Raw genomic sequence first — 19,357 nt, 5'->3', positions numbered from 1 at the left:
CTGGGGCCAGACGGTATAGTTAGTGCCTTGATTTTCACTCTGCGGAGAAAGGGTTATCAAATCGCAGTTTCAGGTGTCGCCGTTTCAGCGACAACGCGTTCTCGGCATAGTTGTACTGGCACTGGTGCTGATGTGGCTGGACAGCCGTGTCACCTGGTTAGAGCCGGTGCGCTATATCACCGGTTTTGTGCTGGCGCCGGCACAGCAAACCGCCATGATTCCGGGTGCTATTGGCAACTGGTACAGCGAATCGTCCACAACCCGGCAGGAATTGCTGGCTGAAAATAAACAGCTTAAGGCGCGCACGCTGGTACTGGAAACCCGTTCACAGCGCCTGGCGGCACTGGAAGCTGAAAACATCGAGCTGCGGGAACTGCTGTCGGCATCTGAGCAGGTTGATGACCGCGTACTGGTGACCTCAGTGATTGCAGTCGACCCCGATCCGTTTACCCAGCAGATTCTGATTAACAAAGGCGGTGAAGACGGTGTCTTCATCGGTCAGCCAGTACTGGATGCCTATGGACTGCTGGGGCAGGTGATTGATGTAGCACCATACACGTCACGGGTTCTGATGATTGCGGATTCCAACCACGCAATTCCGGTGCAGGTTAACCGTAATGGTGTGCGCGCGATTGCTGTCGGCACCGGCGCGCTGGATGAGCTTGAACTGATTTATGTGCCGAATACCGCGGATATTATCAAAGGCGATCTGCTGGTAAGTTCCGGACTGGGTGGTCGCTACCCCCGCGGTTATCCGGTAGCAACCGTGAGCAGCGTGGAGAATATTCCCGGTAAGTCGTTTGCGCAGGTGACTGCAGAGCCCAGTGCTCGTCTTGATCGCAGCCGTCATTTGTTGCTGGTGTTCAGTCAGGGGGCAGCGAAAGTGCCTGCGACTGAAATCTGGAAGGAGCACTGAGTATGAATATCCGTGCACTGATTCTGGCGGCAGCAGGTTTATTTATTGCCTTTATGCTTGAGCATTTGCCGATGCCCGATCTGCTGCTGTGGCTGCAGCCGGCGTGGGTACTTATGGTGGTTACCCTGCTGGTGATGTTTGCTCCGCAGACAGCGGGATTGTGGATCGCATTTCCGCTCGGGCTGATGCTGGATGTCGAGCAAAGTACTTTGCTGGGCACACACATACTGACGCTGGCCATTCATATCTTCCTGTTACAGGTTCTGTACCGGCGTATGGTTATGTTCAACTTCCTGCAGCAGACCGGTGTGGTATTTCTGCTGGTGGCGGTGCAGCAATTGCTGGTCTATTGGGCCGGGGCTCTGGTCAGTGAAACCATGGGTCCGGTACCCCTGTGGGGGCCTGCTTTAACGTCGGCACTGGTCTGGCCATGGGTGTACGGGCTGACGCACATCATCATGGTGCGGTTGCATCTGACATGATGATACTGGCCTCTTCTTCACCGCGCCGCAGTGAACTGCTGCAGCAGATCGGTGTGCGCTTCACTACCGACGTGGCTGATATCGACGAAACACCGCTGCCGGGTGAAACGCCAGCCGATTATGTTGCCCGACTGTCGCTGGCGAAGGCGCGGGTTGTCGCGCAGCGTCATCCAGGCCGGGTGGTACTGGGGTCTGATACCACTGTGGTGCTGAATGATCGTATTCTCAGTAAGCCTGAGGACGATTCGCAGGCGCGGCAGATGCTGACCGAACTGTCAGGCAACAGTCATCAGGTGATGACGGCGGTGGCGCTGGTTCAGGACAGTACCGAAAAACAGATTACGGTGGTTACGGACGTTCGCTTCTGTGAGCTGAGTGCACAGCAGATCGACGCTTATATCGCCACCGGAGAGCCTGCAGATAAAGCAGGCAGCTATGGAATTCAGGGGCTCGGAGCCGTGCTGGTCGCATCGATCAGTGGCAGCTACAGCAATGTGGTGGGCCTGCCATTGACGGAGACCGCCGCCTTGTTAGGCGAGCTGGGTGTTCCGGTCTGGGAGAAATAACAGCGTGAATGCAGAAATTTTAATGAACGTCACCCCGACTGAAACGCGGGTCGCGGTCGTCGAAAACGGTGTACTGCAGGAAATTTTTATCGAGCGAACCAATCACCGTGGTCTGGTCGGTAATATTTACAAAGGAAAAGTCGTACGCGTGCTGCCCGGTATGCAGGCTGCTTTTGTCGACATTGGTCTGGAGCGTGCCGCGTTTATTCACGCGGCCGAAATTGGTGAAGGTAACGCTAATACACCGATTAACCAGCTGGTACATGAAGGTCAGTCGCTGGTGGTGCAGGTCACCAAAGATCCGATAGGCACCAAGGGCGCGCGCCTGACCACGCAACTGGCTATTCCATCTCGCTATCTGGTGTATATGCCAGGCGAAGCGCATGTGGGTGTGTCGCAGCGCATTGATGACGAGGGTGAGCGTGATCGTCTGAAACAGTTGGTTTCTGCCTGTATGGAAGCCGAAGGCCTGACCGGCGAAGCCGGCTTTATTCTGCGTACTGCGGCCGAAGGTGTGGGTGAAGATGAGATTCTGGCCGATACCCGCTACCTGCGTCGTTTGTGGCGCAAGCTGGAAGAACGTATCAAAGACAATAAGCCACCGAGTCTGGTGTACGACGAGCTGCCATTATCACTGCGCACGCTGCGCGATTATGCGCGCCCGGATGTCAGTAAAATCCTGATCGACTCGCGTGAGACTTTCCAGAAAATAGAGCAGTTTGTGCAGCAGTATGTGCCGGAAGTCGCTGACCGTATCAGCTACTATCCAGGGCCACGACCACTGTTTGAACTGTACAGCGTCGAAGATGAAATTCAGCGCGGACTGGAACGCAAGGTACAGCTGAAGTCCGGCGGTTATCTGGTGATTGATCAGACCGAAGCCATGACCACCATTGATGTAAATACCGGTGGTTTTGTCGGACGACGTAACCTCGAAGAGACCATCTTCAAAACCAACCTGGAAGCCGCAACAGCCATTGGCCGTCAGCTGCGTCTGCGTAATCTCGGCGGCATCATCATTCTCGACTTTATTGATATGGCCGAAGTCGAGCACCAGCGTCAGGTTCTGCGCATGCTGGAGAAGGTGCTGGAAAAGGACCACGCCAAAACCAAAATCAGCGGAGTGTCTGAGCTGGGTCTGGTGGAGATGACGCGTAAGCGTACCCGTGAAAGCCTTGAGCAGATGCTGATGGAGCCTTGCCCGCACTGCGAAGGACGAGGGTCGGTGAAAACCGCTGAAACCATCTGCTACGAAATTTTCCGCGAAATTCTGCGTGAAGAACGTGCCTATGGTGCGGGAACCTATCTGGTTCTGGCCAGTCAGCAGGTAGTCGATCGCTTGCTGGATGAAGACAGCAATGGCCTGGCAGATCTTGAAGCCTTTATAGGTAAAGCGATCAAGTTACAGGTCGAAGCGCTGTACGCTCAGGACCAGTACGACATTATTCTTCAATAGCGGAACCGGTAATGCTCTGGCTGCGGGAAACCTGGACACAAATCTGGATCACACTGGTTGTTGCGGCAGTCAGTCTGGCTTTGTACACCAGTGTTGGCCGTCAGCTGATTCCGCTGATCGAAACCTATCGCCCGGATCTTGAGCAAAAGCTGTCGGCTGTACTTAAACAGCCGGTCAGCATTGGTCAGCTGAAAGGAGACTGGCGTGTCTTTTCTCCGGTGGTCCATCTTAATGATGTGCAGCTGGGGCCTGCGGCAGACGGTATACACATTTCAGCCATGGAAGCTGAGCTGGATGTCAGTGCCACACTATTCTATCGCCAGCCGGTTTTCCGTCATGTCGAAATTGAAGGCGTCATTGCCGAATTGCATCAGCTCAGCAATACCGAATGGCGCATCGGCAGTCAGTGGCTGCTGCCCTCACTGGCGGGTAAGGCCGGTAAAACTCCCACGACTGAGACAAACGCGACGCCTGCTGAAACACCGGCCTGGCTGAACTGGCTGTCTTTGCAGCAGGCTATTCTGCTGAAAGACTGGGAAATTACCTCTTATGATCCCGAAAATACCCGGGAAGGCCTGATCATCGATCAGATGCTGTGGCGTAATCAGGGCGACAACCACGATCTTGATGGTCAGGTCGCCTGGGGACGCGAGCAGATGACCAATCTGCGCGTGATGGGCACCATGGAAGGCGAGCTATGGCCATGGAAAAGCCAGAACGGTGAGGTCTACGTTCACCTCGAATCTCAGGACTGGAGTCGCTGGATTCCAACCAACCTGCCTGCTGAAATTCGTGTAAACCGCTTTGTTGCAGGTGCCGAAGCCTGGCTGAGCATCCGCAATGGTGATCTTAATGCCCTGCATCTTGATGCAGATATTCCACAGCTGGAAATTGCCACCCGCGCCGAGCCGCTGACGCTGACCAATGGGCATCTGAGCGCCAGTGGTCGCCACAACGGTGATGACTGGCACCTGCAGATTACTCCTGAGTTTGCTGAGCAACTACCGTTCCCGACGGTTACGCTGTCGGCAGTGGCATTGAAAGATCAGAAAGGCTGGCAGATTGGCATTCCACAACTGGATATGGGGGCCGCACGTGAATTTCTGATTCGTCATCAGCTGCTTCCGCCTCCGTTCGATAGCTATATTGGCGAAACTCAGGGTACCGGTCAGGCCAGCCAGGTGCGTATCTCTCTGCTGCCGGGCAGTCCCTGGAAAGTGGATGTGCGTGCGGCTTTGCAGGAAGCCTCCTCGGTTGCTTATCACGGCATTCCATCCTTTACCAATCTCAGTGGTGAGTTGCATCTGCAGCCGCACGGCGGTGTCTTGCGCCTGGCGCAGGAAGATTTCGTTATGCACCTGGAGGGCGTGTACGACCAGCCCTGGCAGCTGCAGCAATTTGATGGCGCGTTTTACTGGTCAATTCACCCTCAGTATTCACAGTTGCAGGTACGTGATGCGCGCGGCCGTCTGAGCGAAGACGGTACAGACGGTGTCAGCTGGCCACTGACAGCTGAGTTCGCGATGGCGGTACCACACCGTGACAGCCAGCATGAAGCGTCGCTTTCATTGTTACTGGGGTTGCCTGACGCGCCCGCATCGCTGAAAAGTCAGCTGATCCCTTCGATTCTGGATGAGGGCGTACGCCACTGGATCGACGGCGCTATTCTCGCCGGGCACTTCAGTGATGGTGCGTTCGTTATGCAGGGCAAGCCTGGCTCTGAGCGTCCGCAGAACAGCCTGACCACGCAACTGCACCTCGGCTTTGAGGATGCCACTCTGCGCTATATGGAGAACTGGCCCGATATTTCAGCGTTACGTGGACGCCTGCTGATGCGCAGCCCGCAGCTGGAAGTTAATCTGGATGAAGGAACGACGTTAGGCGGTAAGTTGGTTGAACGCAGTGGTCGGATTCAGCTGGCACCGGATAACGAAGGGCATGTGCGTCTGGATGTGCGTGCACATTTGTCGGGAGGAGCTGACGAGGCACTGCTGTATCTGACCGATACGCCGCTGGCCGAGGCCGTCAATCATGCGCTGGATGACTGGCGCAGCCAGGGGACGGTAAATGCTAAGTTTCAACTGTCGATGCCGCTCGGGGTTGAAGGCACAGTGCCGGATGTTGACCTGGACATCGCTCTGGCAGACACGCGTCTGACGGTTGAGTCGCTGAACCTCACCTTTGATAACCTCAAGGGACGGATGCGTTACAGCACGGCTTACGGCCTGACGTCGGAGTGGCTTGAAGGCGATATCTTCGGCGGGCACTTCAGCGGTGGTATTGAATCCCGTCCTCGCCCAGGGGGCTTTGATTTGCTGGTTGGTGGTCAGGGCGAAGCAGACTGGGCACCTTTCCGTGAATGGTTGCCGTTATTCCTGCTCGACCCTCTGTCAGGCAAGCTGACTTATGAAACGCAGCTGGTGGTGGGGCAGGATGGTGTTGATTTCCGTCTGCTGTCGGATCTGCAGGGTACCGCCATTGATTTGCCGTATCCCCTGGGTAAGCGCGCAGACGAAACGCGTTCGCTACTGACTGAGATTCATCCGGGCAAAGAAACCCGCATCAGCATGAATTACAACGACCAGATGCGCAGTGTGGTGGCTCTGGCTGGCGGAGGTCTGGAACGCGGTCAGGTTTACTTCGGCAACACTGAACCCTTCCTGCCGAGCGATCCGGGGCTGGAAATCCGTGGGCGCATTGACGAGCCACTGAATGCTTCAGACTGGTGGGTAACCTGGCAGCATATGATGAGCCTGCTGGACAACGACAGTAGCGCCGGTGGCAATACATCGCCAACCAGCACGGCTGCCAGTCATGGGCCGGTACGCTCGGTCGATATTAATCTGGCCGCCGTGGATGCCTGGGGAACGCCAATGGGGCCGACCCGCGTTACGGCCGAACAGCGCTGGAATGAATGGAACTTCGTCGTCGATAGTGAGCTGGTTAAGGGAGGCATCAATATGAAGCCCGGTAATCAGCCACTGGTCCTGAATCTTGATTACATTCATATGCCGCACGATGGTGCTGACGAGGCGGATGAGCCGTCAACCGTTGTCGCAACCGATAGCGACAGACCGATGGTCAGTGCGGCCGACTACTGGCCTGAGAATGATCCTCTGGCGGATTTGATTCCGGCCGATTTGCCAGCCCTTGATATGACGCTGGCGGAACTGTACGTGGGTGACCGCAACTATGGTCGCTGGCAGCTGGAAAGCCGGCCGGTTGCCGGTGGGCTGAGCGTTCGTATTCTGGACAGTGATATGAAGGCGCTGAAAGTGACTGGCGACGTGCAGTGGTTGCGTGACGGTGACTTGCATACCACGCGCCTGGATACGCTCAGCCTGAGCAGCAACGACGTTGGTAAAGTGCAGAGAGCATTTCGTCAGGATGCGATTATCGAAGGTAAGGATATGCGTTCGACTCTGAGTCTGAGCTGGCATGGCTCACCGCTGGCATTTAATACCCGCACCCTGAACGGGCTGGCCAGTGTACGCATTCGCGATGGCAGTATGGCTGCAGAGGGCACCGGTGCACTGAAAGCCTTCGGTGCGCTGAACTTTGCTTCGGTTGCCCGCCGTCTGAAACTCGACTTTTCTGATCTTTATCAGTCCGGTGTGTCGTTTTACTCGCTGAAAGCCAAGGCCCGTATTGAGGATGGATTGCTGACCTTCACCGAACCTCTGGCGCTGGATGGTCCGGGGGCAAAATTCCTGATGTCGGGCAGCACCCTGATGACCGACCAGTCGCTGGATATGAAGATGGTCGTGACCTTCCCGGTATCCAGTACCTTACCTGTGGTCGCCTTGCTGGCCGGACTGGCACCGCCGGTAGCGGCTTCCATATACGTAACTGAAAAGCTGATCGGTGAAGAAATTGCCCGCTTCACCAGTGCCAGTTATGACGTTAAAGGCAGTTGGGAAAAACCCGAGCTGAAGATTAATCAGGCCTTCGATGATGATGTCGATGGCAAGAAAAGTCGCTCCCTGTGGGACCGGGTTAAAAGCATCTTCAATATTTTCGGGGGTGACTGATGACCCGCGCAGCCGTTATTCAGATCAGCAGTCAGACTGATATCGTCTCGAACCAGAAAGCGATTGAAGAGGCGGTGGCTGAAGCTGCAGCACAGGGGGCTTTGCTGGCTCTGCTGCCGGAGATGTTTCTCAGCATGGATGGTCAGCAGTACGCTGCGATTGCAGCGGATGATGGCTATCTGAGCTGGTTGTGTCGGCTGGCAGTGCAGCATGATATCTGGCTGGTGGCCGGTGCGATGCCGTTGCCTTCCCCCGACGGAGACCCTCGAGTGCGCTCCGCCTCTCTGGTGATCTCAGCCAGCGGAGAGTGTGTGGCGCGCTACGACAAGATTCATCTGTTCGATGCCGAGGTTGGCGATGCTCAGGGGCGCTACCGTGAGTCAGATCGCTTTGCGCCTGGTGACGAACTGGTGGTGGTTGATACCCCGTTAGGCAGGCTGGGTTTATCGATTTGTTTTGATGTGCGCTTCCCCGAACTGTTCCGGGCACTGCGTGACAAAGGCGCTGAACTTATCTGTGTACCGGCGGCCTTTACCTACACCACAGGTCAGGCCCATTGGGAAATTCTTCTGCGTGCACGGGCGATTGAAACCCAGTGCTATGTGCTGGCGGCCAATCAGTGTGGCTGGCACGATGAGCGGCGTCAGACCTGGGGGCATTCGATGATTATTGACCCGTGGGGTGAGATTCTTGCTGCTTTGCAGGAACAACCGGGTATTGCGTTGGCAGACACAGATTCTGCTTCACTGCTTGCTGTGCGTGAACGTATTCCTCTCAAGCGCCAGTTACGCTGAGCACTTTTGCAGTCTTGCTTCTTATCTGGAATGATAACGACTGCTCAGTTGAATAACTGGCAACTCTCTGGCCTTAAACAGGCTGCGTTAGTACTCCTCGTGAGTGCTGTTTTCAGGGCTGTATCAGCTCTGCTTTGATGCGTTTTCGCATTGCTCATGTTGCTCCGGGCAACGCAAATGGACCGGACCACGCTCAGTCGTGGGGACAGGAATCACCATGCTTGGCAGTTTTCTTCTCTTTCTCGCTATTTTTGCCGCTATTGGCATCAGTTCAGTCATACACAGTCGTCGTTCGCAAAAAGATTACTATTTAGCCAGTTCGTCGGTGTCGCCATTACTGGTGGGATTATCGGCTGTGGCCACCAATAACAGTGGCTATATGTTTATTGGCGTTATTGGTTACACCTACAGCACGGGGTTGGCGGCCTTGTGGATTATGGTTGGCTGGATCGCGGGCGACTTTATCGCGTCACAATGGATTCACCGGCCGCTGCGTCAGGCAACTCAACAGACTGGTCAGTTGAGTTATGCCGGTGTTGTGAGTCATTGGGGAGGAAAAGCCAACCCTCTGCTGAAGCGCTTAATTGGTCTGGTGTCGGTGCTGTTTCTGCTGGCGTACGCCAGTGCTCAGCTGATGGCCGGCAGTAAGGCGCTGTCCGTGCTCTTCGGCTGGGAAATGTGGGCCGGTGCTGTGCTTGGGGCCGTTATTGTTGCGGCCTATTGCATGGCGGGAGGCATTCGCGCCTCGATCTGGACTGATGCAGCGCAGTCGGTGGTCATGATGATGGCGATGGGGGTATTACTGGTTGTCGCGGTTGCATCACTGGGCGGCGGTGCGGACGCCATTGACGCGATGCAGCAGGTGCCGGGCTTTCTCAATCTTTTTCCACAGGATCTCATTATTCCAGGCCTGGCTGGTGGTTTGCTGTTTGCTCTTGGCTGGGCATTTGCCGGATTTTCGGTGATTGGTCAGCCGCACATTATGGTGCGCTTTATGGCATTGAATGAAAGCGGCAACCTTAATCGTGCACGTTTCTGGTATTACCTGTGGTTTACCGCCTTTTACCTGATGGCGACTGGCGTTGGCTTACTGGCAAGGGTGTTGTTGCCGGATACCGCTGGCTTTGATGCTGAACTGGCGCTGCCAACAATCGCATTGCAGTTGCTGCCACCGGTGCTGGTCGGGTTAATTCTGGCGGGCATATTTGCTGCCACAATCTCGACCGCAGATTCGCTGATCCTGAGCTGCTCTTCGTCATTAACTCAGGATTTATTGCCGCTGGATAAATTGCCAATGTGGCTGATAAAAGCAGCGACGCTGCTGGTGACTCTGCTGGCTCTGGGCCTTGCTCTGGGTAATAACCAGACGGTATTTCAGTTGGTTATTCTCAGCTGGTCGGCGCTGGGCAGTGCTCTGGCGCCGCTGTTGATCGCTCTGGCCCTTGGCGCAAAACCATCCCAGCGGCTATCGGTTGTGGCGATGTTGACCGGGTTGCTGGTCAGTCTGCTGTGGCGTGAGTTGGGGTGGCACGGTGCAGTGTATGAGGGAGCGCCCGCCGTGCTTGCTGGCCTGCTGATTCTGGCTCCGGCTATCGGTAATCGCGCTGCAAAATAAAAGGGAGCCAGGCTCCCTTTGTTATCAGTTCGTGTACTCTTTAATCAGCTGAAACAGCTTCTTATAGCTGGTGCCAGGTTTCGGCGGTTCGCTGCTCATTTCTTTCTGTGCATTACGCACCAGATTACGCAACTGCTGGCGGTCTACCTCAGGGTATTCGTCGATAAAAGCATTCAGCCCTTTCGGGTCGGATACCAGGCGCGTGCGCCACAGTTCCTGCTGACGGATACGACGGCCGTAGGCTTCACTGGATGGATCAAGCAGGTCCAGCGCTTCCTGAATCGCTTCGCAGTTTTCATCGCGCATCACCTTGCCGATGTACTGCAGGTGACGACGTTTGGCTTCGTTCTGCTTCAGTCGGGCATTCTCAACCAGTGCGTTGTAGAGGTTTTCCGAGATCGGCAGTTCCTTCCACTTGTTGTTCGGCAGGCCGGTGAGGGTTTTGCCCAGATCCTGAAAACGCTGTGCTTCACGCTTCAGTTCGGATTTGCTGACGAAGTCATCGTCATCTTCATAGTCGGTGTGTTTCATGGAATTTGGTTCTGGCGATATCAGAGATAGAACAGGGTAGCTAACCCAAGGAAGGACATAAAGCCCACAACGTCAGTTACTGTGGTAAGAATCACACTGCCTGCCAGTGCCGGGTCTATGCCGCGGGCTTTCAGAATCATAGGCAGTACAGCACCGCTCATCGCCGCAACCATCAGATTGATGATGATGGCTGAGCCGATAATGATGGCGATGGCCGGGTCGCGGAACCAGGCAAAGGTAATAATGGCGATAACGATTGCCCACAGAACGCCATTAATAGCGGCAACAATCAGCTCGCGATTGAACAGCCAGCGGAAGTTGCTGCCACTTAAGTGGCCCAGTGCTTCGCCGCGGATTACCAGAGTCAGTACCTGGCTGCCGGCAATACCGCCCATGCTGGCAACGATTGGCATCAGGACCGCCAGCGCGACCACCTGCTCGATGGTTTTATCGAACAGACCAATCACGGCAGAAGCGGCTAATGCGGTGAGCAAATTGATACCCAGCCAGACGGCGCGGCGGCGGCTGGTTTTCAGGGCCGGAGCGAAGGTGTCTTCTTCATCATCCAGACCTGCCATGCTCATCAGCGAGTGATCCGCTGTTTCACGAATTACGTCAACCACGTCGTCAATGGTGATACGGCCGACCAGAATACCGTCTTCGTCGACCACCGGAGCGGATACCAGGTCGTGACGTTCGAACAGTTTGGCGACATCAGTATCATGCATGCTGGCCGGGATGATTTTGACATCGGTGCTCATCACTTCCCGCACCGTCTGGTTCGGGTCGCTGACCAGCAGCTTGCTGATTGGCAGCGTACCGATGAATTCATTGTTACGACTGACAACCAGCAGGTTATCCGTGGTGGCAGGAAGCGATTTATGTCGCCTCAGATAACGCAGCACCACCTCAAGGGTAATATCCGGACGGATAGTGATGGTGTCGGTGTTCATCAGACCACCGGCACTGTCCTCGGCATAACCCAGCACGGATTCCAGTCGTGCGCGGTCCTGCTGGTCCATGGACTCCAGAACTTCCTGGGTCACACGTTCCGGCAGCTGCTGCAGCATGTCGGCCACGTCATCGGTGTCGAGTTCGGCAGCGATGTCGGCGACTTCCTCGGCGCTCATGTCGCTCAGGAAGTGACTCTGCAGCTCTTCGCTCAGATTCTGAAGAACTTCACCTTCGAGTTCTTTTTCGACCATCTCCCACAGCACTTTACGCGCTTTAGGCGGGGAGGACTCGATCAGGTGGGCAATATCAACCGGTGCCAGACCGGAATTCAGGATGCGTTTAACCTGCGCCATGGCCCCGCTTTCGAGGGCAGCGTTAAGACTATGGAGCTTAGCTCTGGCTTTTTCAGATTGCTGTGCCATGGTCAGGGCAGGTCCTGTTTAAGATGTGAATAATTCTAGCCTGATCAGACCACAGATACCATGAAACTACTCGCACGAATGCGTGTAGCAGCTTGTTTTTGCAGAATTATTCTTCTTCGTCGAAGCGGCGGTTGATGATATCCAGCACGGCCTCCATTGCCTGCTCCTGATCATCTCCCTCGACCTGTAGCAGTAGCTCGGTGCCTTTGCTGGCAGCAAGCATCATTACCGCCATGATACTTTTTCCGTCGACCATCTTGTCCGGGTAACCGACTTTAATACGGCTGCCAAACGCTGATGCCGTCGACACCAGCTTAGCGGCTGCGCGGGCGTGCAGGCCCAGCTTGTTGATAATGGTTACCTGGGTTTCGATCATGATGTCTCCTGGTCTGCACCAGCCAGTTCGCGGTGGCGGCATTGCACGTTCGGATAGCGTGCGCTGAATTCTTTGGTCAGTTGCTCGACAATATACACAGATCGATGCTGGCCGCCAGTGCAGCCGATGGCGATGGTCATGTAACTGCGGCTGGCATCGATAAAGGCCGGTAGCCAGCGATGAATAAAAGCGCTGATGTCCTGCTCCATCATAGCGACCTGATTTTCGGCGGCGAGAAAGTCGATGACGGGCTTATCCCGTCCGGTGAACTGACGCAGACTCGGGTCCCAGTATGGGTTTGGCAGATTGCGCACGTCGAAAACGTAATCAGCATCAATCGGAATGCCATGCTTAAAGCCAAAGGACTCAAACAGAATTGCGATTTCAGCACTGTTTTTATCGGCAACCCGCAAGCGAATAAGGCTGCGTAATTCGTGCACCGACATTTGCGTGGTATCCAGCGTCAGGTCGGCAATGTTGGCAACCGGTTCGAGCAGATCCCGCTCTCGTTTAATGGCTTCGGCCAGAGATACCTGGCTGCTGGTCAGCGGATGCTTCCGACGTGTGGCACTGAAGCGTTGCAGCAGCACTTCTTCGCTGGCATCGAGATAGACAACGTCCAGTTGATATTCGTCTTTTGGCAGCTCGTGCAGAACGCTGTGGATATTATCAAAGGCGTGGGGGATATTGCGGGCATCAATACTGACTGCAACCTTGGCCAGTTTTTCTTCCCCTTCGGTTTGCTGAACCAGTGCCGGCAGCAGACCGATGGGCAGGTTATCAATGCAATAAAAGCCCTGATCCTCGAGGACATGAAGAGCGCTGGATTTACCCGATCCGGATCGACCACTGATAACCACCAGACGCATACGCTCTTCTCCTTAAATTCGATTATTTACCAGACAGAGCACGTTGATACAGGTGGCGTGTGTCAGGCGCATTACGAAGTGCTTCGCGATACTGAGCGTTGCTGAAGTTCTCTGCCAGCATTGCCAGTATCTGCAGGTGTTCTTCCGTGGCTTCTTCTGGTACCAGAAGTGCAAATACCAGATCCACGGGTTTTCCATCAATAGAATCGAAGTCCACTGGCTCGTCCAGCTTCATCAGAATTCCGATTGCCTGTTCGCAAAAGCGTAAACGGCAGTGAGGAATAGCAATGCCTTCCCCAATGCCGGTACTGCCGAGTCGTTCGCGACTCAGTAATCGGTCGAAGATATCGTCGGCGGTACTGCCAGGCAGTTGTTCCGTGACAACCCCCGCAAGAAATTCAAGCAGTTTCTTCTTACTGGTCACCGCAACGTTCAGCAGAGCACGTTCCGGTGTCAGGATATCTTCGATACCGATTGTCATATATCAGGCCTGACCGTGTGAGCGAGCTACCATTTTTTCCTTGTATTTCAGTACCTGACGATCCAGCTTGTCGACCATCTGATCGATAGCGTGGTACATGTCATCGTTTTCTGCGCTGGCGTGCAGATCAGAACCGCTGACGTGAATGGTCGCTTCGGCTGTCATACGCTCTTTAACAACGGTCAGGGTTACCTGGCCATTTGTGATGTTGTCAAAGTGACGTTCCAGCTTGGACATTTTTTCCTCAACGTAGGCTTGCAGAGACTCAGTAATATCTACGTGGTGACCGCTGATATTGATTTTCATGTCCAGACTCCTTTTATTGCTGGCTTACTTTTCTGTCATTATTAAATCAGTTGCTTCCGCTCATTGGATGGCGGAATCATCATGGCTTCGCGGTATTTTGCTACGGTTCGGCGTGCAACCTGAATACCTTTTTCACCAAGAATTGATGCAATCTTGTTATCGCTCAATGGTTTGCGTGCATTTTCTTCGGCAATCAGTTTTTTGATCATGGCACGGATAGCGGTAGAAGAACACTCTCCGCCACCATCTGTACTGACATGACTGGAGAAGAAATATTTCAGCTCAAAAATACCGCGAGGTGTATGCATGTATTTCTGTGTGGTGACACGGGAAATGGTCGATTCATGCATGCCAACAGCCTCGGCAATATCATGCAGAACCAGAGGCTTCATTTTTTCTTCGCCTTCTTCGAAAAATTCGATCTGGTATTCCACAATTTTCGTGGCGACTTTCAGCAGGGTTTCGTTGCGGCTCTGCAGGCTTTTAATAAACCAGCGCGCTTCCTGCAGGTGGTCACGCAAAAAGGTATTATCTGTGCTGTTGTCAGATCGGCGTACCAGAGCAGCATAGTCGGCATTAACGCGCAGCTTTGGCGCGATATCCGGATTGAGTTCCACACGCCATTCGTCGCGCACGTTACGGACAATGACGTCCGGAACAACGTATTCGGCTTGTTCCGGGCTGATACCTGCACCCGGTTTCGGGTTCAGTTCTTTAATCAGGCGCAGTACTTCTTTCAGGTCGTCTTCGCGCAGCTTGGTTTTACGCATCAGTGTTGGGTAGTCTTTACTGCCCAATAATTCGATGTACTCGCCAATAACGATACGCGCTTCTTTCAACCATGGCGTGGCCGGTGGCAGTTGCTGCAGTTGCAGCTGCAGACATTCACGCAGATCGCGGGCAAACACACCTGCCGGATCAAATTGTTGCAGGCGGTGCAGTACGGCCATCACTTCGTCTTCTTCGACGTCAAGTTCCGGGTCCATACTTTCAAGGATATCTTCGACGGTGGTGTGCAGATAGCCATCGGTATCGACACCATCAATCAGCATCAATGCGATTTCACGGTCGGTATCAGACATCGGGGTCAGGTTCAGTTGCCACAGCAGATGATCCTGCAGGTCATCGGTGCTGGCATGACGGGAGTCGTAATCGAAGTCGTCGTCGATAGCACCACTGTTGCCTGACGCGACCGAGGCGGTGGTCTGGTAGGTATCTTCCCACTGGCTGTCGACCGGCAGATCATCCGGCAGTTGCTCCTGTGACCACTGCTCATCAAGTTCCGGGGTATCACCATGATCATCGTGACTGGATACCTCCGGGCTGCTTTCCTTGCTCTCGGGACCGGAAAGGTCTGGCAGGTCATCCATTTCATGCTCTTCCACTTCCAGCATTGGATTGGAGTCCAGCGCCTCCTGGATTTCCTGCTGTAGGTCGAGAGTAGACAGTTGCAGTAGACGAATCGCCTGTTGTAACTGAGGGGTCATGGTCAACTGCTGACCCATCTTTAACTGAAGAGACGCTTTCATAGAAGTTCAGTAATCACTCAGTATCGGCACGGTCTGTGCATTATACGCCAACCGGTTTCCCTTGGAATCTTTCCTGATCAATAACGTGATACGGATCAGAGTCGGAAGTCTTCGCCCAGGTACACCTTGCGTACCTGCTCGCTGGCCAGTACTTCGTCGGCACTGCCTTCAGCGATAATATGTCCACCACCTACGATATAGGCTTTCTCGCAGATCGCCAGAGTTTCACGCACATTGTGGTCGGTAATCAGAACACCGATGCCCCGCGCTTTCAATTGGCGAATGATGTCCATGATGTCAGCCACGGATATAGGGTCAACCCCTGCGAAAGGCTCATCCAGCAGAATAAACAGCGGTTCGGCGGCCAGCGCCCGGGCGATCTCGACACGGCGGCGTTCACCGCCTGACAGGGCCATGCCAAGGCTGTTACGGATATGCTGGATATTGAATTCGTTGAGCAGCTCTTCCAGTTTTTCCAGACGCTGCGCCCGGTTCAGGTCGTTGCGGGTTTCCAGAATGGCGAGGATGTTATCGGCAACGCTGAGCTTGCGGAAAATGGACGCTTCCTGCGGCAGATAGCCAATGCCTTTCTGCGCACGGCCATGCATCGGCAGGTGGCTGATGTCCTCATCATCGATCTTGATGCGGCCTTTATCGGCCTGGACCAGGTTGACGATCATATAGAAACAGGTGGTCTTTCCGGCGCCGTTCGGCCCGAGCAAGCCAACAATCTGGCCGCTGTGAACGGACATGGAAACATCTTTAACAACTTCGCGGCCGTTGTAGCTTTTCGCCAGGTGTTCGGCTTTCAGCGTTTTCATTGTGCTTCTCCGGCTTTTTCCGAATTGTCGCTGGATGACTGCGGCTGAATAACCATACGGATTCGCCCCGGGCTGGTTTCGCCATCGCCGGAGCTGGTTTCGGCCGATGATGTGGCCGCTTGTCCGCCTGATGCGCTGATTGTTTCTGCGGTCATGTCGTAGGTCAGCAAATCACCGGTGAATAAATTACCTTCCTGCTCAAGACGGGCGCTGCCCTTTACCCGAACTTCCCGCTGAGTGGCGAAATAGTCAATGCGCTTACCTTGTGCCCGGGTCAGAGGTTTGTCTGCGGCCATCTGCTGTTGGTAGCGGGCCGGCTGACCTTCTGCCACCGCTTTTTCCAGTTTGTCGTCGTTACGGATGAGGGTCAGGCGGCTGGCTTCAATCTTCAGCGTGCCCTGAGTGAGAATGACATTGCCTTCATACACTCCGATGCCGGTTTTGCGGTCGATTTCTGCCCGGTCGGAAACAATGGTCATTTCCTGCTGCCAATCGTCAGGCAAGGCCTGACTGACTGAACTGACCAGCAGCAAGAGGGAGCCAAGGAATGTCGGAATACGATTAAGGAACATAGTGGGTTGTTACCTCTGAGCGGAACTCAATTCGCTGACGATCCAGATCCATGGTCATGCCGGTGGCATTGACGCGAATCTGCGGGCTGGTAATGGTGACAGGGTCGCTGGTTTCAGCAATGCGGGTATCGCTGTTATACACCAGCGCAGGCGTCTGAATAATCATGGCGTTGTCACTCACCGGGCGGATTTCAACATCTCCGATCAGATACAGTAAGTGGTCATTATCCTGAATTTCACCCTGCAGGGCGGTAACCTGCCATTGTTTACCGTCATCGTCTGTACTGGTCAGAATGGGGCCGGAAAACTCCGTTCGTTGCTCTTGCGGGTAATGTATCGAACGAGCGGCCATAAATGTCTGATCAAGGCTGCCAGAGGCGCCGTACTGACGGCTGAACAGCCCTTCGCCGTAGTAGTCGGCTTCCCGCACTGAACTGTCTGTCTGGAACGGCACCAGTTCCTGGGTGTAGCGGTCTACCGCCATCAGAGCCAGGCCGAACACCAGAGTGACGATCAGCAGCAGGTAACGCTTACGCATCAGATAACGCCGGCACGCAGCATATCGTGCATGGTAATAACGCCAACGGCTTTGTCATTTTCCTTAACCACCAGTGCGTTGATTTTGTTGTCTTCCATGTTCTTCAGTGCTTCGGCAGCCAGGGTGCCCGGGGTGGTGGATTTACCACCGGCAGTCATCACATCGGCCATGGTTGCGCTGTGAATATCAACACCATTGTCGATGGCGCGGCGCAGGTCGCCGTCGGTGAAAATACCCAGCAGGCTGCCATCCTGCTGCACGGTAGTCATACCCAGACCTTTAGAGGTGACAACCAGCAGGGCTTCGGCCAGCGGGGCGTCGGGGCCAACCACCGGAATCTGATCGCCTGCGTGCATGATATCTTCCACTTTCAGCAGCAAACGGCGCCCCAGTGAGCCGCCCGGGTGAGAGAAAGCAAAGTCTTCAGCGGTAAAACCGCGGGCTTCCAGCAGGGCAACGGCAAGGGCGTCTCCCATTACCAGCGCACAGGTGGTGGACGAGGTTGGTGCCAGGTTCAGTGGGCAGGCCTCCTGATCCACACCGGTGTTCAGGTGTGCATCGGCTGCCAGACCCAGAGTCGATTCCGGTTTGCCGGTCATACTGATTAACTTGCTGCCCAGGCGTTTGAACAGCGGTAACAGGCTGGTGACTTCACTGCTTTCGCCGGAGTTAGACAAGGCAATAACCACGTCATCCGGCTGAATCATCCCCATGTCGCCGTGGCTTGCTTCACCCGGGTGTACGAAGAAGGCAGGCGTACCCGTGCTGGCCAGTGTGGCAGCAATCTTATTGCCAATGTGCCCGGACTTACCCATGCCGGTAACAACCACGCGGCCGGTGCAGGTCAGGATCATATCGCAGGCACGGGTGAAATCGTCGGTCAGGCGTTGTTCCAGCTGGGCAACGGCATCTTTTTCGAGATTGATGGTACGGCGGGCTGAAGCCAGAAAGTTAAAGCTATAATTTGTTGTCATTGGTTCGCCATAAAAAACAGGGTAGTCATATACGCGACAAAACTGGTCGTCAGCATGGCTCCCGGGATGCGCCCGAGTTTGCCTTTACGATAGCTGAGCAGGAACAGAACCAGTAAAGCGATGGTTAATACCATCATGACCGCGTAATCGCGATAAAGTGCCAGGGCGTCCACCTGGGTGACTGCCAGCAGGCCGGGAATCGGCATTACTGTCAGTAAGTTAAACATATTGGAGCCAATGACGTTGCCAATGGCAATGTCATGATGGCCTTTCAGCGCGCTGACCACAGAGGCTGCCAGCTCGGGCAAACTGGTACCGATCGCTACGATCGTCAGGCCGATTACCAGATCGCTGATTCCGAATTCGCGTGCAATCAGGGTGGCACCCCATACCAGCATTTTAGAACTGATCATCAGCGCCAGCAGACCAATCAGCAGTTCAATCACTGCTTTGCTCAGTGGTGTATTTTCAATTTCCGCTGCTTCATCTTCCTCGACAACGGCTTCGCCGGACTCGCTGGATTCCTGAAACATCAGGTACAGGGCAACGATCATCGCGCCAATCAGGATAAGGCCGTCGATCATGTTCAGCTCAAGATCAGCCAGCGTAAGACCACCAATAATGCTGATCAGTACCAGCAATGGCAGTTCTTTTTTCAGCAGTTTTTTCTGTAGCGGAATAGGGCTGATCAGAGCGGTAACACCCAGCACCAGCGCTATGTTGGTGATGTTGGAACCCAGAGCGTTGCCGACGGCGAGGTTACCGGCACCATCCAGTGCAGCCATCGCTGATACGAACATTTCTGGCGCAGATGTGCCCATAGCCACAATCGTCAGGCCAACCAGTAACGGTGACATGCCCAGGCGGCGGGCGGTGGCTGCGGCACCAATAACAAATTTATCGGCACTCCAGACCAGAATAACCAGACCAACAATAACAGCAGCAGATGCAGACAGCATGAAAGAACGATGCCCGAAACAGTAAAAGATAAAGCCGGTCATTGTACCGAAGGGGATTCTGCACGCAATTGCAACTTAGCGTTTTACTGGCGGGTTTTTACTGGCCTCTTCATCGGTTGGTTCTGTTGTTACATTCCGTTAAGCTAAGCCCGAACTATCAACGGC

General features: G+C 54.5%; 19 protein-coding genes. 7 read left to right on the top strand and 12 right to left on the bottom strand.

The features are described from left to right. Window positions 1–73: 73 nt before the first annotated feature. From mreC to I9W95_RS07455, 7 genes are all read left to right on the top strand, one after another. Window positions 74–916, top strand: coding sequence for a rod shape-determining protein MreC (gene mreC / locus I9W95_RS07485; RefSeq protein WP_225673440.1), 843 nt, complete (start codon window positions 74–76; stop codon window positions 914–916). A gap of 2 nt (window positions 917–918) precedes the next feature. After that, window positions 919–1,398: a rod shape-determining protein MreD gene (mreD, locus tag I9W95_RS07480; RefSeq protein ID WP_225673439.1), complete on the top strand. Its 480-nt coding sequence runs from the start codon at window positions 919–921 to the stop codon at window positions 1,396–1,398. Beyond that, window positions 1,311–1,964, top strand: a complete 654-nt coding sequence (locus I9W95_RS07475; RefSeq protein WP_318653599.1) for a Maf family protein — start codon at window positions 1,311–1,313, stop codon at window positions 1,962–1,964. The genes mreD and I9W95_RS07475 overlap by 88 nt, the downstream gene beginning before the upstream one ends. 4 nt (window positions 1,965–1,968) lie before the next feature. Further along, on the top strand, window positions 1,969–3,420 hold the full coding sequence (rng, locus tag I9W95_RS07470) for a ribonuclease G (RefSeq protein ID WP_225673438.1): 1,452 nt from the start codon (window positions 1,969–1,971) through the stop codon (window positions 3,418–3,420). A gap of 11 nt (window positions 3,421–3,431) precedes the next feature. Next, a complete protein-coding gene (locus tag I9W95_RS07465; RefSeq protein ID WP_225673437.1) occupies window positions 3,432–7,451 on the top strand; it encodes a YhdP family protein in 4,020 nt (1,339 codons plus the stop codon). Then, complete coding sequence (locus I9W95_RS07460; RefSeq protein WP_225673436.1) at window positions 7,451–8,245, top strand: carbon-nitrogen hydrolase family protein; 795 nt, start codon at window positions 7,451–7,453, stop codon at window positions 8,243–8,245. Before I9W95_RS07465 ends, I9W95_RS07460 begins: the two co-directional genes overlap by 1 nt. Before the next feature lie 217 nt (window positions 8,246–8,462). Continuing rightward, the gene (locus tag I9W95_RS07455; protein ID WP_225673435.1) at window positions 8,463–9,860 is read left to right on the top strand and encodes a sodium/proline symporter; all 1,398 of its coding nucleotides are present in this window, start codon (window positions 8,463–8,465) and stop codon (window positions 9,858–9,860) included. A 24-nt stretch (window positions 9,861–9,884) separates the two neighbouring features. Here I9W95_RS07455 and yjgA read toward each other — a convergent pair whose 3' ends face one another. The 12 genes from yjgA to I9W95_RS07395 form a co-directional block, all read right to left on the bottom strand. After that, the gene (yjgA, locus tag I9W95_RS07450; RefSeq protein WP_225673434.1) at window positions 9,885–10,391 is read right to left on the bottom strand and encodes a ribosome biogenesis factor YjgA; all 507 of its coding nucleotides are present in this window, start codon (window positions 10,389–10,391) and stop codon (window positions 9,885–9,887) included. 20 nt (window positions 10,392–10,411) lie between these two features. Continuing rightward, window positions 10,412–11,767: a magnesium transporter gene (gene mgtE / locus I9W95_RS07445; protein WP_225673433.1), complete on the bottom strand. Its 1,356-nt coding sequence runs from the start codon at window positions 11,765–11,767 to the stop codon at window positions 10,412–10,414. Window positions 11,768–11,873: 106 nt separating this feature from the next. Then, window positions 11,874–12,143: an HPr family phosphocarrier protein gene (locus I9W95_RS07440; protein ID WP_225673432.1), complete on the bottom strand. Its 270-nt coding sequence runs from the start codon at window positions 12,141–12,143 to the stop codon at window positions 11,874–11,876. After that, a complete protein-coding gene (gene rapZ, locus I9W95_RS07435) occupies window positions 12,140–13,012 on the bottom strand; it encodes an RNase adapter RapZ (RefSeq protein ID WP_225673431.1) in 873 nt (290 codons plus the stop codon). Before rapZ ends, I9W95_RS07440 begins: the two co-directional genes overlap by 4 nt. A 22-nt stretch (window positions 13,013–13,034) precedes the next feature. Next, the gene (ptsN, locus tag I9W95_RS07430) at window positions 13,035–13,493 is read right to left on the bottom strand and encodes a PTS IIA-like nitrogen regulatory protein PtsN (protein WP_225673430.1); all 459 of its coding nucleotides are present in this window, start codon (window positions 13,491–13,493) and stop codon (window positions 13,035–13,037) included. 3 nt (window positions 13,494–13,496) lie between these two features. Continuing rightward, a complete protein-coding gene (gene hpf, locus I9W95_RS07425; protein WP_225673429.1) occupies window positions 13,497–13,799 on the bottom strand; it encodes a ribosome hibernation-promoting factor, HPF/YfiA family in 303 nt (100 codons plus the stop codon). Window positions 13,800–13,840: 41 nt separating this feature from the next. Next, on the bottom strand, window positions 13,841–15,328 hold the full coding sequence (locus I9W95_RS07420) for an RNA polymerase factor sigma-54 (RefSeq protein ID WP_225673428.1): 1,488 nt from the start codon (window positions 15,326–15,328) through the stop codon (window positions 13,841–13,843). Window positions 15,329–15,423: 95 nt separating this feature from the next. After that, on the bottom strand, window positions 15,424–16,149 hold the full coding sequence (gene lptB / locus I9W95_RS07415) for an LPS export ABC transporter ATP-binding protein (RefSeq protein ID WP_225673427.1): 726 nt from the start codon (window positions 16,147–16,149) through the stop codon (window positions 15,424–15,426). Beyond that, window positions 16,146–16,721, bottom strand: coding sequence for a lipopolysaccharide transport periplasmic protein LptA (gene lptA / locus I9W95_RS07410; protein WP_225673426.1), 576 nt, complete (start codon window positions 16,719–16,721; stop codon window positions 16,146–16,148). The genes lptB and lptA overlap by 4 nt, the downstream gene beginning before the upstream one ends. Continuing rightward, complete coding sequence (gene lptC / locus I9W95_RS07405) at window positions 16,711–17,259, bottom strand: LPS export ABC transporter periplasmic protein LptC (protein ID WP_225673425.1); 549 nt, start codon at window positions 17,257–17,259, stop codon at window positions 16,711–16,713. The genes lptA and lptC overlap by 11 nt, the downstream gene beginning before the upstream one ends. Then, the gene (locus tag I9W95_RS07400; RefSeq protein ID WP_225673424.1) at window positions 17,259–18,233 is read right to left on the bottom strand and encodes a KpsF/GutQ family sugar-phosphate isomerase; all 975 of its coding nucleotides are present in this window, start codon (window positions 18,231–18,233) and stop codon (window positions 17,259–17,261) included. The genes lptC and I9W95_RS07400 overlap by 1 nt, the downstream gene beginning before the upstream one ends. Further along, window positions 18,230–19,192, bottom strand: a complete 963-nt coding sequence (locus I9W95_RS07395; RefSeq protein ID WP_225673423.1) for a calcium/sodium antiporter — start codon at window positions 19,190–19,192, stop codon at window positions 18,230–18,232. The genes I9W95_RS07400 and I9W95_RS07395 overlap by 4 nt, the downstream gene beginning before the upstream one ends. Window positions 19,193–19,357 lie beyond the last annotated feature (165 nt).

It is taken from the genome of Thalassolituus marinus (assembly GCF_020320395.1).
In the GTDB taxonomy this organism is placed as follows: Bacteria; Pseudomonadota; Gammaproteobacteria; order Pseudomonadales; family Oceanobacteraceae; genus Venatoribacter; species Venatoribacter marinus.
This window is presented reverse-complemented; position numbering and strand designations above follow the sequence as displayed.